This is a genomic window from Bradyrhizobium sp. ORS 285, assembly GCF_900176205.1.
Lineage (GTDB): Bacteria > Pseudomonadota > Alphaproteobacteria > Rhizobiales > Xanthobacteraceae > Bradyrhizobium.
Genome location: NZ_LT859959.1, coordinates 525,930 through 541,184 on the forward strand (window position 1 = coordinate 525,930; position 15,255 = coordinate 541,184).

Annotated in this window: 12 protein-coding genes; 6 read left to right on the top strand and 6 right to left on the bottom strand. The window is 64.9% G+C overall.

Going from position 1 to position 15,255, the window contains the following annotated elements; all coding sequences use genetic code 11:
- From BRAD285_RS02330 to BRAD285_RS35980, 5 genes are all read left to right on the top strand, one after another.
- Complete coding sequence (locus tag BRAD285_RS02330; RefSeq protein ID WP_006612177.1) at positions 1 to 1,113, top strand: microcin C ABC transporter permease YejB; 1,113 nt, start codon at positions 1 to 3, stop codon at positions 1,111 to 1,113.
- Between the two features lie 2 nt (positions 1,114 to 1,115).
- Positions 1,116 to 2,288 (top strand): ABC transporter permease, encoded by a 1,173-nt coding sequence (locus BRAD285_RS02335; protein WP_006612176.1) that lies wholly within the window; start codon positions 1,116 to 1,118, stop codon positions 2,286 to 2,288.
- 33 nt (positions 2,289 to 2,321) lie between these two features.
- A complete protein-coding gene (locus BRAD285_RS02340; RefSeq protein WP_006612175.1) occupies positions 2,322 to 3,959 on the top strand; it encodes an ABC transporter ATP-binding protein in 1,638 nt (545 codons plus the stop codon).
- 334 nt (positions 3,960 to 4,293) lie between these two features.
- Entirely contained in the window at positions 4,294 to 4,611 is a 318-nt protein-coding gene (locus BRAD285_RS02345) for a helix-turn-helix transcriptional regulator (protein ID WP_006612174.1), read from the top strand.
- Between the two features lie 190 nt (positions 4,612 to 4,801).
- Complete coding sequence (locus tag BRAD285_RS35980; RefSeq protein WP_197696970.1) at positions 4,802 to 5,776, top strand: hypothetical protein; 975 nt, start codon at positions 4,802 to 4,804, stop codon at positions 5,774 to 5,776.
- A 1,474-nt stretch (positions 5,777 to 7,250) separates the two neighbouring features.
- Here the strand turns inward: BRAD285_RS35980 and BRAD285_RS02355 are convergent.
- Together BRAD285_RS02355 and BRAD285_RS02360 are read right to left on the bottom strand one after the other, a co-directional pair.
- The gene (locus tag BRAD285_RS02355) at positions 7,251 to 8,090 is read right to left on the bottom strand and encodes a C40 family peptidase (RefSeq protein ID WP_006612172.1); all 840 of its coding nucleotides are present in this window, start codon (positions 8,088 to 8,090) and stop codon (positions 7,251 to 7,253) included.
- A complete protein-coding gene (locus BRAD285_RS02360; RefSeq protein ID WP_006612171.1) occupies positions 8,083 to 9,465 on the bottom strand; it encodes a M17 family metallopeptidase in 1,383 nt (460 codons plus the stop codon). The genes BRAD285_RS02355 and BRAD285_RS02360 overlap by 8 nt, the downstream gene beginning before the upstream one ends.
- Positions 9,466 to 9,665: 200 nt before the next feature.
- On the opposite strand from BRAD285_RS02360, the gene BRAD285_RS02365 reads away from it, so the two are divergent.
- Positions 9,666 to 10,478 carry a tetratricopeptide repeat protein gene (locus BRAD285_RS02365; RefSeq protein WP_006612170.1) on the top strand — a complete coding sequence of 271 codons (813 nt, stop codon included), beginning with the start codon at positions 9,666 to 9,668 and terminating at the stop codon, positions 10,476 to 10,478.
- Between the two features lie 6 nt (positions 10,479 to 10,484).
- Here the strand turns inward: BRAD285_RS02365 and BRAD285_RS02370 are convergent, their stop codons facing one another.
- The 4 genes from BRAD285_RS02370 to BRAD285_RS02385 all read right to left on the bottom strand — a co-directional run bounded on the left by BRAD285_RS02370 (position 10,485) and on the right by BRAD285_RS02385 (position 15,239).
- Positions 10,485 to 11,720, bottom strand: a complete 1,236-nt coding sequence (locus BRAD285_RS02370; RefSeq protein ID WP_006612169.1) for a Zn-dependent hydrolase — start codon at positions 11,718 to 11,720, stop codon at positions 10,485 to 10,487.
- An 84-nt stretch (positions 11,721 to 11,804) separates the two neighbouring features.
- Positions 11,805 to 12,779, bottom strand: a complete 975-nt coding sequence (locus BRAD285_RS02375) for a type II secretion system F family protein (protein ID WP_006612168.1) — start codon at positions 12,777 to 12,779, stop codon at positions 11,805 to 11,807.
- 10 nt (positions 12,780 to 12,789) lie between these two features.
- The gene (locus BRAD285_RS02380; protein WP_006612167.1) at positions 12,790 to 13,764 is read right to left on the bottom strand and encodes a type II secretion system F family protein; all 975 of its coding nucleotides are present in this window, start codon (positions 13,762 to 13,764) and stop codon (positions 12,790 to 12,792) included.
- A gap of 11 nt (positions 13,765 to 13,775) precedes the next feature.
- Positions 13,776 to 15,239: a CpaF family protein gene (locus tag BRAD285_RS02385; RefSeq protein WP_083846389.1), complete on the bottom strand. Its 1,464-nt coding sequence runs from the start codon at positions 15,237 to 15,239 to the stop codon at positions 13,776 to 13,778.
- Positions 15,240 to 15,255 lie beyond the last annotated feature (16 nt).

Here is a 15,255-nt window from a genome sequence, read left to right on the forward strand (position 1 = left end):
ATGGCCGCCTATATCTTCCGCCGCACGCTTCTGATGCTCCCGACTTTGCTCGGGATCCTCTTCATCTCCTTCGTCGTGGTGCAATTCGCGCCGGGCGGGCCGGTCGAGCGCGTGATCGCGCAACTGACCGGCGCCGACACCGGCGGCACCTCGCGCATCTCCGGCGGCAGCGGCTCGGATTTCGGCGCGCGGCCGCCGGGCCAGGTCGGTTCGGGCGGTGATACCAACTCGAAATATCGCGGCGCGCAGGGGCTCGATCCCGCCTTCATCAAGCAGTTGGAGAAGCAGTTCGGCTTCGACAAGCCGGCACCGGAGCGCTTCGCGCTGATGGTCTGGAACTTCGCCCGCTTCGATTTCGGCAAGAGCTACTTCCGCGACACCTCCGTGCTGCAGCTGATCAAGGAGAAGCTGCCGGTCTCGATGTCGCTCGGCATCTGGATGACCCTGCTGACCTACCTTATTTCGATTCCGCTCGGCATTCGCAAGGCGGTGCAGGACGGCTCGCGCTTCGACGTCTGGACCTCAGCCGTCATCATCATCGGCTACGCGATTCCCGGCTTCCTGTTCGCGATCCTCCTGATCATCCTGTTCGCCGGCGGCTCGTTCCTCAACATCTTCCCGCTGCGGGGGCTGACGTCGGACGGCTGGGCTGACTTCCCCTGGTACTGGAAGATCATCGACTATTTCTGGCATCTCACGTTGCCGCTGGTGTCGATGGCGCTCGGTGCGTTCGCGACCATGACGCTTCTGACCAAGAACTCGTTCCTGGACGAGATCCGCAAGCAATACGTCATGACGGCGCGCGCCAAGGGCTGCAGCGAGACCCAGGTGCTGTACGGCCACGTCTTCCGCAATGCCATGCTGATCGTGATCGCTGGCTTCCCCGGCACCTTCATCCATGCCTTCTTCTCCGGCTCGCTGCTGATCGAGACCATCTTCTCGCTCGACGGCCTCGGCCTGCTCTCGTTCGAGAGCATCCTCAACCGCGACTACCCGGTCGTGTTCGGCAACCTCTACATTTTCTCGCTCTTGGGCCTCGTGATCAATCTGATCTCCGACCTCACTTATATGTGGATCGATCCGCGGATCGATTTCGAGGCGCGGGAGGTCTGACGATGCTGAAAACCGCACCGATCGAGACCACCACCCAGGCGCCGCTCGGCGAGGCCGTGCCGCCGACGCGGCATCGCTTCAAGCCGTCGCCGCTCAACCAGCGCCGCTGGCAGAACTTCAAAGCCAACCGCCGTGGCTACTGGTCGCTGTGGCTGTTCCTGGTCCTGTTCATCGTCTCGATGTTCGCCGAGCTGATCGCCAACGACCGGCCGTTCCTGATCAAGTTCGACGGCCATCTGTATTGGCCGGCCTTCGTCTCCTATCCGGAGACCGCATTCGGCGGCGACTTCGAAACCGCGGCCGACTATCGCGACCCTTATCTGCAGAAGCTGATCGCGGACAAGGGCGGCACCGTGATCTGGCCGCTGATCCGCTACTCCTACGCCACCCACAATCTCGACCTGCCGACGCCGGCGCCATCGCCGCCGACCTGGATGCTGAAGGAATCGCAGTGCAAGGCGGTGGTCGAGAAAAAGGGGCTGAAGAGCTGCAGGGATCTCGAATACAACTGGCTCGGCACTGACGACCAGGGTCGCGACGTCGTCGCGCGCCTGATCTACGGCTTCCGCATCTCCGTGCTATTCGGCCTGTCGCTCACGTTCTTCTCGTCGATCATCGGCATCGCCGCCGGCGGGGTGCAGGGCTATTTCGGCGGCTGGGTCGATCTCCTGTTCCAGCGTTTCATCGAGATCTGGAACGCGATTCCCTATCTCTATCTGCTGCTGATCCTCTCGGCCGTGCTGGTGCCCGGCTTCTTCACCTTGCTCGGCATCATGCTGCTGTTCTCCTGGGTGTCGCTGGTGGGACTCGTGCGCGCCGAATTCCTGCGCGGCCGCAATTTCGAATACATCCAGGCGGCGCGTGCGCTCGGCGTCTCCAACGTCGTCATCATGTGGCGGCATCTGCTGCCGAACGCGATGGTCGCCACCATGACCTTTCTGCCCTTCATCGTGTCGAGCTCCGTGATGACCTTGACCGCCCTCGACTTCCTCGGCTTCGGCCTGCCGCCGGGATCGCCGTCCCTCGGCGAGATGCTGTCGCAGGCGAAGGCCAACGTGCAGGCGCCGTGGCTCGGCCTCACCGGCTTCTTCTCGGTCGCGATCATGCTGTCGCTCCTCATCTTCATCGGCGAGGCCGTGCGCGACGCCTTCGATCCGCGCAAGACGTTCAGGTGAGCGCCAGGAATTCGATGACATGGATACGATGACATGGATGCGATGACCCAGCCGCTTCTTTCGGTCAGCGATCTCTCGGTGGCCTTCCATCAGGGTGGCCGCGCGTCGACCGCGGTCGACCACGTCTCCTTCGACATCAAGCGCGGCGAATGTGTTGCCCTCGTCGGCGAGTCCGGCTCCGGCAAATCCGTCAGCGCGCTCTCGGTGCTGAAGCTGTTGCCCTATCCGGTGGCCTCGCATCCCTCGGGCAGCATCCGCTTCAAGGGCCGCGATCTCCTGCCCCTGTCCGAAGGCGAGATGCGCGAGATCCGCGGCAGCGACATCTCGATCATCTTCCAGGAGCCGATGACCTCGCTCAATCCGCTGCACACGATAGAGCGGCAGATCAGCGAAATCCTGCAACTGCACCAGCCGATCTCGAACAGCGCTGCGCGCAAGCGCGTGCTCGAGCTGCTGACGCAGGTCGGCATTCCCGAGCCGGAGACGCGGCTCGGCAGCTATCCGCATCAGCTCTCGGGCGGCCAGCGCCAGCGCGTGATGATCGCGATGGCGCTCGCCAACGAGCCGGATTTGCTGATCGCCGACGAGCCGACCACCGCGCTCGACGTCACCGTGCAGGCGCAGATCCTGGCGCTGCTCGCCGACATCCGCGCGCGGCTCGGCATGAGCCTGCTGTTCATCACCCATGATCTCGGCATCGTCCGCCGCATCGCCGATCGCGTCTGCGTCATGAACGGCGGCAAGATCGTCGAGCAAGGGCCGGTGGAGCAGGTCTTCACCGCACCGTCGCATCCCTACACCAAGGCGTTGCTCGCCGCCGAGCCGAAGCCGGACCCGGCGCCGCCGCGGCCCGATCAGCCTGTGGTGATGCAGGCGAAGGACCTGAAGGTCTGGTTTCCGATCAAGCGCGGCCTGTTCCGCTCCACCGTCGGCCACATCAAGGCCGTCGACGGCGTCAGCGTCGCCGTGCGCAAGGGCGAGACGCTCGGCGTGGTCGGCGAATCCGGCTCCGGCAAGACGACGCTCGGCCTAGCGCTGCTGCGCCTGATCTCCTCGGACGGACCGATCGTGTTTCTCGGCAAGGAGATCCAGGGGCTGAGCTTCAAGGACGTCCGCCCGTTCCGCCGGGACATGCAGATCGTCTTCCAGGACCCATTCGGCGCGCTCAGCCCGCGCATGTCGGTCGGCGACATCATCGCCGAGGGCCTGATGGTGCATCAGCCGGATTTGTCCGAGGACGGGCGCGAGGCCAAGGTCGTGAAGGCTCTGAAAGACGTCGGCCTCGATCCCGCGACCCGCTTCCGCTACCCGCACGAATTCTCCGGCGGCCAGCGCCAGCGCATCTCGGTCGCCCGCGCCGTCGTGCTGGAGCCGTCCTTCGTCGTGCTGGACGAGCCGACCTCGGCGCTCGACATGCTGTTCCAGTCGCAGATGGTCGAGCTGCTGCGCGAGCTACAGCGCAAGCGCGAGCTGACCTACATGTTCATCTCCCACGACCTCCGCGTCGTGGCGGCGCTGGCGAGCCATCTGATCGTGATGCGTCACGGCAAGGTGGTCGAGGAGGGGCCGGCGGCGCAATTGTTCAAGGCGCCGAAGACGGACTACACGCGGGCGCTGTTCGCCGCGGCGTTCCGGAACGAGACGGCTGGGAATGGAACAGCCGCGACCTGACCGTTGGATGGCCTGAGGGAAGCTGTGGCAGTCGAACTCGACCTTTTCCTTCGTTGAAGGGCAGGGTGGTTCGGCGCGGCGGCGCGGCACGGAAGACAGCGAGTATCCGCTCTGCAGCAACCGCTCGCTCGAATTCGCCACATCGCGGTGCCCGCGGCGCGACGCCCAGGTCCGTGAGCCCGCCATCCGGACGACTATCCATTTCGTCCAAAGATAGATTGATTTATAAATTTCTAGTAACGGTTGTGTGGCATGGACTCGATCTGATCACCAGCGACGCTTGGGCGCGCGCCTAGAACGCTTCCATTACATGGAGCGTCCAGCGAGGCGGGGCATGAGCTCACGAGGCGCTAGAATAAAGCTGGCTCTGGAGGCGCGGGCGGTCCGTAAGCAACATGCGTTAGCAAGCGCGCTGGGGGTTCACGAGAGCGCCATTACACGATGGAAAGAGGATGGCGCCATGTCTCTGGACAATGCAGTCGCCCTATGCCGGGAGCTGGATCTGTCGGCCGATTGGTTGTTGCTTGGAATTGGTCATATGGATCAGCACAGAGAGCGCGACGAAATAGAACCTGTCTATACAGAGCTGTTCGATATCCTCTCTCCGGGCGCCGCCGCAGCCCTCATGAAATTCATCAAGCTAATCGCGTGATGGCAGAGCTGGCCTCCGGGCGCCTGCGTCGCTTCGCCGCTGGAATGCCGCCGAGCGGCTTCTTGCGCGGGGCACAAGGGCTTGCGGTCGGCAAAAGTGGAATCAGGTGCCTTCCGAGAAAATGCACGCTTAGATTGTGGTTGCCTGGCCGATGCCGGGAGCAGAGCGGCAATATTGCCGGATGCGATCGATGGAGATCAACATGCCCCTCTATAAGTTGTGGTTGCGGTCCGCGGTGAAGCCTTATGATTGGGAGGACAGAACGACATGCACTGGCGGAGACGACCTTCCAACCAAGGTCGGTGAACAGGCGGCGGTGCTCACATTTTCCAAGGGAGAAGCGCTGAGCAATTCGACCTATCGGATTACGAATAACGGCGGGAGCAAGGTCTTCGGGCTGTATTCCTGCGTTACCGGCGCGCAAGGCACGGGCAGTTTCAACTACGTCGGTCCATCGGACACGGCGGAGGTCGCGGAGGCCTCAACGGCCGCAACTCTCGTGACGAATACATCATATTTCATCGACTTGCAGAACAGCACGCCCGACACCTGGACCATGAGCGTCTATCAGACGCTGCCGTCGTCGCCGGGCCTGAAGAGCCTTTCTTGGAAGCAGACGACCGTCCCGAAGAACGGCGAATCCGGCGTCCAGTGGAATATCAATTATCTGGTCGGAGTCGCCAACTACAAGCAGAGCGGTGGAAAAGGCGTTTACAAGGCCTCTCAAAAGCTCGGTACCAGCCTGGGGCAGAAATGGGCCTGTCGCTTCGAGGACGGCGCCCAGCAATTGTTCGAGGATGGCGGCACCAGTGCCGGACAAGTCCTGATCCAAAATCAATCGGGTGACTTCGCGAACCTCGGGATCGGCATGGATGGGGATCTGGCGCTGGTGCAGTCCGACGTCTACTCCGGGAACAACGCGCAATTCGAGGTGACTCCGACATATTGGGTTGCGCTGTACAAGGACGTCGTACAAGGCGAGGTGATCTCCGGCAACCAGGTGCATGGCCCGATCAAGGTCGTCTTTCCGAGCGGTGTCACGCAGCTGACCTTCGAAGCCTACATCGATGGGAAGCAATTCGTGTTCAAGGAGCAGGGTGGGACGGCTCTGGTTGCTCCGGTCGAGCAGGTGGAGCGGCGGCTGCGCATGCTCAGCGCAGCCTGAACCGTCAATACGGCGGCGCAGACAAGCCCCGCTGGCTCAGCCAGCGGGGTGAAGCGCGTCGTCTGTGTGTTGCTTCTCTATTGATGCCTCAGTGCGACGGCTGACCGCCGGCCGTCGGTCACGCTGATAGCCGCCGGATCGTATGCACCTCGTGACAAGCCACAGTCAGGGCGGGACCGACAAGATTTTTGTCGAGTCCCAGAACGAACAAGCGACTGAAGTTTGCTGTCGGCCAAAGCTGTCATCAGCGGCCCTGACTGTACACGCCTAGCGATTGGTCAGTCTGAGAAATCACGGGTGCGCCTTGCCTGACCGAATCTCGGCGGCGACGCTGTCAAATATGTTCTCCAGGAGTTCGACGATGGGCCGAGGTGGCGTTCTGATGAGCGTGCGCCTGGACCGGGGTCGACTGTTGGGGTGATCTCCGGGTCGAAGGCAACTGTTTCGACAAACGTGGCAAGCCTCGTTCGGTCGTGCGCGGCGAGGTGATTTGCCCGACGGGCCGGATCTCCGGAAACCTGTCCAGCCCTCGCGCGAAAAATTTCCCTGTTTCTTATTTTCGGAATTCGTGCATACTGCGCCCGTCCTGCCTGCGAGAGGGGCGTACGCGTCGTCACGGACGTCGGTGCGGGATGCGGTGGCCGCGATGATGCTGCGTGTGCAGATGCGCACGGACGAACGGCATCAGGCGGGCGGCGAAGTCGTGTGGTCCTGGCGCCCCGATGCTGGCGTCAAGGTTGCGGGTCGATGAGTCCGCGGCCGACAGGGGCAAAACAGCCGGTCCCTGGGGAGAGCACGTATAAGACGCAGCCCATCGCGCAGGGAAGGCCGGATGTTCGGCCCGTACCTGTGGTGACTACCGCGTGCTTTCTTGCACGCAACCACGGGTGCGCTCGGCACCCGGCCTTCCCTGCGCCCTCTCATGTTAGAGGGCGGATGAATGTCGCAGAGCTCGGGCCGGTGAGGCCGCGAGAGTGCGGACGCTCGTGTTCATGCTGTTTGAGAGGTATATCGGACCTTTGCGCTGCTCTCTCTCTCCGCGTCATTGCGAGCGCAGCGAAGCAATCCAGGGTGGTGTGCGGGACTCTGGATTGCTTCGCTGCGCTCGCAATGACGAGAAATGAGCTGTGTCTCGTCCCGTTCAGAGGCGTAGGGTGGGCAAAGGCGCTCGCTCGGTGGTGGCTCCGGCCTCGCCTGTCGCGCGCCGTGCCCACCGCTGCAACAGCGCGCGCATCTGCGACGGTGGGCACGTCACGATCGCGTCGCGATCGCGCCTTTGCCCACCCTACGACCTCATGCTGTTTGATAGGTGTATCGGACTCTGCCCCGCTCTCTCCGCGTCATTGCGAGCGCAGCGAAGCAATCCAGGGTGGTGTGCGGGACTCTGGATTGCTTCGCTACGCTCGCAATGACGGAGGAGGGAGCTTGCGCCTCCCAATCTCATCGAGAGGACGCGTCAGCGCGATGAGGCGAGTCAGCTCAGCCGCTTGATCGCGAGCACCTCGCTGCCGCTCGCCTTGATACGTGCGATTGCCGCCTTGATCGGCTCGATCTGCGTGGCCATGTGAAACGCGTTGGCGTGCACGATCGTGGCGGCATCGCTGATGATGGCGACGTGGCCCTTCCAGAAGATGAGGTCGCCGCGACGCGGCTGCTCAGCCTCAGCAAGCACCCGTCCAAGCGACGCCAGCTGCATGTCGCTGTCGCGCGGGCATTCCACGCCCGTGGCATTCATCGATACCTGCACCAGCCCGGAGCAGTCGATGCCGAGGCTGCTCTTGCCGCCCCACAGATAGGGCGTGCCGACGAAGCGCTCGGCAACCGCGACGTAGTCCGGCTCGACATGGTCGAGGCCTGCGACGTGCTGCTTCGGCACGAACCAGCCTTCGGCCGTCACGACGAAGCTCGGCTCCTCGCGGATCACCGCGATGGTCGATCCCATCAGCACTGTCTCAATCGGTGGCAGCTTGATCGACGGCCCGTGGAACGCGAAGCTGCGTAGCGCGCTGATCCTGTGCGTCGGCGCCGCAACAGGCGCGGCGAGCGCGGCGTCCGGCAGCCAGCCGACATAGCCGTCCCGTTCGAGCTGGCCCCAGGCCCAGCCCTCGCCGTTGCGATCATAGATCGTGACGCGTTCGCCCTTCAGCGCCTGTGTCGCCAGCTCCCCGCCGGACTGCGGCTGCTGGCGCAGTGGTGCAATCGGATCGACAACCACACGCGCCTCACCGTCGACGAAGCGCGCGGCCGTCACCTGCCCCTGGAGATGCTTCGCCGCGATATCGCCGCGGGCCGGCGTGAGCCGCGGATCAGCCATAGCGCTCGCTCAGGAGCTTGTAGAGCGCACGCGCCGCCTGGCACTCGCCGCCTTCGGGGCGGCCGGGCTTGGCCGACGGCGTCCAGGCGAAGATGTCGAGATGCAGCCATGTCGTCGTCGGCTCGACGAAGCGCTGCAGGAACAGCGCGCAGGTGATGGAGCCGGCGAAGCCGCCTGACGGAGCGTTGTTGATGGTCGCGACCTTGGAGTCGAGCCAGGCGTCATACGGCGCCCACAGCGGCATCCGCCACAGCGGATCGTTCTCGGCCGCGGCGCAGCGCGCGACATCGGCGGCGAGCGCCTCGTCATTGGTGTAGAACGGCGGCAGCTCGGGCCCGAGCGCGACGCGCGCCGCGCCGGTCAGCGTGCCCATGTCGATCAAGAGATCCGGCTTGTCCTCGCAGGCCAGCGCCAGCGCATCGGCCAGGATCAGACGGCCCTCGGCATCGGTGTTGCCGATCTCGACCGTGAGGCCCTTGCGTGAGGGAAACACGTCCATCGGCCGGAAGGCGTTGCCGGCGACGGCGTTCTCGACCGCGGGGATCAGCACGCGCAGCTGCAGCTTGAGCTTCGCATCCATGATCATCTGCGCCAGCGCCAGCACATTGGCGGCGCCGCCCATGTCCTTTTTCATCAGTAGCATGCTGCTGGACGGCTTGAGGTCGAGCCCGCCGGTGTCGAAGCAGACGCCCTTGCCGACCAGCGTGACCTTGGGATGCGAGGCATCGCCCCAATTGAGCTCGATCAGGCGCGGCGCCCGCGTCGAGGCGCGGCCGACGGCGTGGACGAGCGGGTAGTTGTGTTGAAGAAGGTCGTCGCCGACGATGCTGCTGAAACGCGCGCCGAAACGCTCGGCGACCTGCTTCGCGGCGGCCTCGAGCTCCTCCGGCCCCATGTCGTTGGACGGCGTGTTGACGAGATCGCGCGCCAAGGTCACGGCCTCGGCGAGGCGGTCGAGCTCGGCAGCATCGACGCCCTCGGGCGGCACGAGGCGAACGTCAGGCGTCTCGGGCTTGCGGTAGCGGCCGAAGCGATAGCTGCCGAGCGCGAACGCAAGCGCGGCAAGGCGGGCGTCATGAGGGGAGTTGGCGAAGCGGTAAGTCCCGGCGGGCAGCAGGCCGGGCAGGGTGCCGGGGCGGAAGAGATCGCGGTGCTTGGCGTCGGCCTCCTCGATTCCGAACAGCACCTGCGCGATCCGCCCGTCCGCTCCGGGAAGGATCAGGCAACTGCCGGGCTTGGCCGCGTAGGCATTGGCCTCGGCGAAGGTGCGGGCCTCCGGAGACAGGCTCTCCTTGATGCCCGGCCAGCTCGACTTCGTCACGAAGCTGATGGGAACCGCGGAAGGTGCGGACGAGGTCTCGAAGATCGACGGCATGCCTAATCGTTCCCTAAAGAGGACGCGCTTGGCGAACAGACTTCGCAGAGTTCGGCGGCGGCTGCAATCTCGCCGGCCGCATCGCCCGCAAACCGACGCAGACCAGCCATCTCTGCCCGCATTCCCGCCATTAACCGGCTGTTAGCGTTAACAGTTTATTGCTGGCGCGTTCATTTCGCACGTCCTCGAGTCCAGTGACAATGCGTCAGCAGCCTGCCATCAGCCGCATCCTCGCGTCGGTCGCCTTCGCCGCGCTTCTCGCCGCCGGCCTCGGCGGTTGTCAGACCGTGTCAGACGTCACGGGCTCGCTGGGCAGCCGTGCCGAGCCGCCGCCCGCGACGCCGCAGCGCGCGGTCGAGGTCTATGGCGAGCGCTATCGCGCCAATCCGAAGGATGCGGCGATGGCGGTGGCTTACGGCCAGGCGCTGCGCAATAACGGCCAGCGCGAGCAGGCGGTGGCGGTGCTGGAGCAGGCCACGCTCGCCAGTCCCGGCAACAAGACCGTGCTCGCGGCCTATGGCCGGGCGCTCGCCGACAACGGCAATTTCAAGCTGGCCTTCGACGTGCTGTCGCGCGCGCACTCGCCCGACAATCCCGACTGGAAGCTGCTGTCGGTGCAGGGCACCGCGCTGGACCAGATGGGCCGCCACGACGAGGCGCGGCGCTATTACGAGAGCGCTCTGAAGATCGTCCCCGGCGAGCCGTCGGTGCTGTCCAATCTCGGCCTGTCCTACATGCTGACGCGCGATCTGCCAAACGCCGAGCAGGCGCTGCGTCAGGCCTACGGCTCGCAGCGGGCGGATGCTCGCGTGCGGCAGAACCTCGCGCTGGTGGTCGGCCTGCAGGGCCGCTTCGCCGAGGCCGAGCAGATCGCGCGCGCGGACCTGCCGCCGGATGAGGCCGCCGCGAACGTGGCCTATCTGAAGCAGATGATCCAGGGCCAGCGCGAAGGCCAGGGCAAGGGCAAGACGCGGAACGCCGCGCCGATGGCTTCGCTCAGCCAGCCGGACTGACGCTCCTCACGCGCCCGCGAGCAGTCGCCGGCAGGTCTCGACGAACACGTCGGCGCCGGTGACGATATCAGCGTCGGAGGTGTTCTCGGTCCAGTGATGGCTGACGCCGCCGATCGACGGCACGAACAGCATCCCCGCGGGCATGATCGTCGCGAGCACCTGTGCATCATGCCCGGCGCCGCTCGGCATCCGCAGCGATTTGCCGCCGGCCAGCGCGCTGCTCGCCGCCTCGATCGCATCCTGGAAGCGGCTGTCCATCATCGCCGGCGCACCGGTGCGGATGCGCTCGACCGCGACCTGACACGGACCGGCCGCGGTGGCCTGCGCGGCCATCTCGCGCAGCAGCGCTTCGAGACGGTCGATGACTGCGGCATTGTCATCGCGAATCTGGAACAGCATCTCGGCCTGACCGGGGATGATGCTGGGCGCGCCCGGATCGAGCGTGATGCGGCCGGTGGTCCACACTGTGCGCGGGCCGCATGCGGATGGGAAGCGCGCATCGATGTCGACGCAGAACCGGGCGAGCGCGAGACCGGCGTCCTTGCGCACAGCCATCCGCGTCGTGCCGGCGTGATTCTGCTCACCGGTGAAGATGATGCGGTACTGCCAGATGCCGACGATCGAGGTGACCACGCCGACCTTGAGCTCGCCCTTCTCCAGCGTGTCGCCCTGCTCGATATGGGCTTCGAGATAGCCGATGTGGCGGCCGCGCTCGGCGTGCAGGCGAGGGCGTCCCGCCAGGCCCATCTCGGCCAGCGCCTCGCGCATCGTGCGCGGGCTGCTGCGGTCACGGGCGGCATCGATGTCGGCCTCGCTGACGTCGCCGACATAGGAGCGGCTGCCGAGGAAGGCGCCGAAATGGCCCTCCTCATCGCACCAGGAGGCGACTTCGACCGCGCCCGCAATGGAGGGATCGGGGTTGAGCACGCGCGCTGCCTCGAGCGCGTAGATCACGCCGAGCGGGCCATCGAGCCAGCCGGCGTAGTTTTGACTCTCGAGATGCGATCCCGCCAGCAGCTTCGGCCCCGGTTTGGCGCTGATGCCGAGCACGTTGCCGATGCCGTCGATCTCAGGCGTGAGCTGCGCGTCGGGCAGGCGCGCGGCGAGCCAATCCAGCGACTGGCGGTGCGCTTCGGAAAAGGTCGGGCGGTGGACGCCGGTCTTGTAGGTGCCGAAGGCGCGCAGCGCGTTCAGATCGGCGAGGACGCGGGCGCCATCGGCGCGGCGGAGAGTGTCGGACATCAGGCGGAGACCTCGATCATGCTCCGCCTAGCTTTCAAAGTGGCGCCGCGACCGCAAGCGATATTTCGCTGGGCGGGGCATCAGTTACTGCATGGCCGCGACCTTGATGCCGGTCGGTCCCAGAATGACCACGAACAGCACAGGCAGGAAGAACAGGATCATCGGCACGGTCAGCTTCGGCGGCAGCGCCGCGGCCTTTTTCTCGGCCTCGTTCATGCGCATGTCGCGGTTTTCCTGTGCCATCACGCGCAGAGATTGCCCGAGCGGGGTGCCGTAGCGCTCCGATTGCTGGAGCGCGAGAGAGACCGACTTCACGCCTTCCAGGCCGGTGCGGCGGGCGAGGTTCTCATAGGCGATCTTGCGGTCCTGCAGATAGGAGAGTTCGGCGGTGGTCAGCGTGAACTCCTCCGACAGTGCGATGGACTGGCTGGCGATCTCGATCGACACCCTGCGGAAGGCGGCTTCGATCGACATGCCGGACTCGATGCAGATCAGCAGCAGGTCGAGGGCGTCCGGGAAGGCGCGCTTGATCGACAGCTGGCGCTTGGAGATGGCATTGCTGAGGAACAGCATCGGCGCCTGCAGGCCGAGATAGGCCATGCCGACGCAGATGCCGATCTTGACCGGCATCGATTTCTGCAGATTGGCGATGACGAAGACGTACAGCACGGTTCCGACGAACAGCACCACAGGCGTCACGAGGCGTGCGAACAGGAAGGTGATGTAGGGCGCCTGGCCGCGATAGCCTGCCATGATCAGCTTGTCGCGGGCGGCCTCCTGGGCCAGCCACTTGGTGAGGTTGAAATCTTCCACCACCCTCGAGACCAGCTGTTTCGGCGTCTGCCGCAGCGAGACCTTCTCGCCGGCATTCAGTCGCTCACGCTCGCGCTGCTTGATGCGCTCGCGCTCGCTGGCGACCGCCTTCATGCGCTTGTTCAGGTTCTCGCCTGCGAACAGAGGCATGATCAGCGTATAGACGGTGGCGCTCGCCGCGATCGCGGCGAACAACATCGTCATGAAGTGAGGATCGTGCAGCTTGGTGACCAGAAACTCGACCATGGTCCACCCCTCAGAAATCGAAGTTGATCATCTTCTTCATGACCAGGATGCCCATCGACATCCAGATCACGCAGCCGACCAGCATCAGCTGGCCGGTCGGATGGGTCCAGAGCAGCGAGATGTAGTCGGGCGTGCTCAGGTAGACCAGCAGCATCACGATCGGCGGCAGCGATCCGATGATGCCGGCCGAGGCCTTGGCTTCCATCGACATCGCCTGGATCTTCTCGGCCATCTTCTTGCGGTCGCGCAGAACCTTCGAAAGATTGCCCAGCGCCTCGGAGAGGTTGCCGCCGGACTTCTGCTGAATCGCGATGACGATGCCGAAGAAGTTGGCCTCGGGCAGCGGCATGCGCTCATACAGCCGCGCGCACGCTTCGCCGAGCGGCATGCCGATCGCCTGGGTCTCGATGATCGCGAGGAACTCGCTACGTAACGGATCCGGCGCATCGGCGGCGACGACCTTGATCGACTCGAACAGCGGCAGGCCCGCCTTGATGCCGCGGACGATGACGTCGACGGCGTCCGGCAGCGCTGCCAGGAATTTCTTCTCGCGCCGCTTTTTGAGGTAGCCGAGGACCCAGCGCGGCAGGCCCAGACCGGCCGCAAAGCCGAGGCCGAGCGCGCCGAGCGGGCCGCCGCCGGCTAAGAAGGTGATGGCGCAGACAGCGAAGCCGAGAACGCCGGAGATGATCCAGAACTTCTGCACGGTCCAGTCGAGGCCAGCCTGCGAGATGCGCACGTTCAGCGGCACCTTGCTCTGCTTCTGCGCCTTGGCCTCGAGATCCTTCAGAGAGGTTTCGACCTGCTCGCGGCGCGAGCGCTGAGTGCGTTCGGTTTGACGCACCACCGGCTCGGCCTTGGCAACGCTGCTACGCCGCTGCTCGGCCTTCCGCTCTCCGGACAGCAGAGGATACAGAAACACCCAGGCCACGCCGCCGATGGCGGTCGCAGCGAGGAAGGCGAGAGCGAGAGCCTGAAACTTCATGGGGTCTCCCTTTATTCCTTGCTCGCGACCTCGGCGGCGTCGAGCGCAGCCGCCAACCGTTTCTCTTCGCCGTAATAGCGCGCACGCTCCCAGAAGCGGGGCCGGCCGATGCCGGTCGAGCGATGCCGGCCGATGATCTTGCCGTTCGCGTCCTCGCCGATCATGTCGTAAAGGAAGACGTCCTGGGTGATGATGGTGTCGCCTTCCATGCCCATCACCTCGGTGATGTGCGTGATGCGGCGCGAGCCGTCGCGCAGGCGGGCGGCCTGGACGATGACGTCGATCGAGGCGCAGATCATCTCGCGGATGGTGCGCGAGGGCAGCGAGAAGCCGCCCATGGTGATCATGGATTCGCAGCGCGACAGTGCTTCGCGCGGGTTATTGGCGTGCAAGGTGCCCATAGAGCCGTCGTGACCGGTGTTCATGGCCTGGAGGAGGTCGAACGCCTCCGGGCCGCGGACCTCGCCGACGATGATGCGTTCTGGGCGCATACGCAGGCAGTTCCTGACCAGCTCGCGCATGGTCACCTGGCCTTCGCCCTCGATGTTGGGCGGCCGGGTTTCCAGGCGCACCACGTGCGGCTGCTGCAGCTGAAGTTCGGCCGCGTCCTCGCAGGTGATGACGCGCTCGTCATGATCGATGTAGTTGGTCAGGCAGTTCAACAGCGTGGTCTTGCCCGAGCCGGTACCGCCGGAGATCAGCACGTTGCAGCGGACCCGCCCGATGATCTGCAGGATTTCGGCGCCTTCCGGCGAGATGGCGCCGAACTTCACCAACTGATCGAGGGTGAGCTTGTCCTTCTTGAACTTTCGAATCGTGAGCGCAGGACCATCGATCGCCAGCGGCGGCACGATGGCGTTGACGCGGGAGCCGTCGGCGAGACGGGCGTCGCAGATCGGCGAGGATTCGTCGACGCGGCGGCCGACCTGGCTGACGATGCGCTGGCAGATGTTCAGCAATTGCTGATTGTCGCGGAAACGGATGCCGGTGCGTTGAATCTTGCCGTTGACTTCGATGAAGACCGTGCCGGCGCCGTTGACCATGATGTCGGCGATGTCGTCGCGCGACAGCAGCGGCTCAAGTGGGCCGTAGCCGAGCACGTCGTTGCAGATATCGTCGAGCAGCTCCTCCTGCTCGGCAATCGACATCACGATGTTCTTGATCGCGATGATCTCGTTGACGATGTCGCGGATTTCCTCGCGCGCGGATTCGCCGTCGAGCTTGGCGAGCTGGGCGAGGTCGATGGCCTCGATCAGCGCGCCGAAGATCGTCGCCTTGACCTGGTAGTAATTGTCCGAGCGTCGGGCTTCGACCACCGGCGGGGGCGGGGGAGGAGCCTGCCGGGTCGGGGCCAGAGGAGGCGACGACACGGCTGGAGACGCCGCACGGGGGGCCGCCGGCGCCAGCTCCGGCGCTGGCGCGGCCGGCCTGAGGGTCCTTGTATCGTTATCCGTTCCGCTACGCTTACCAAACACGACCTACAACTCCACG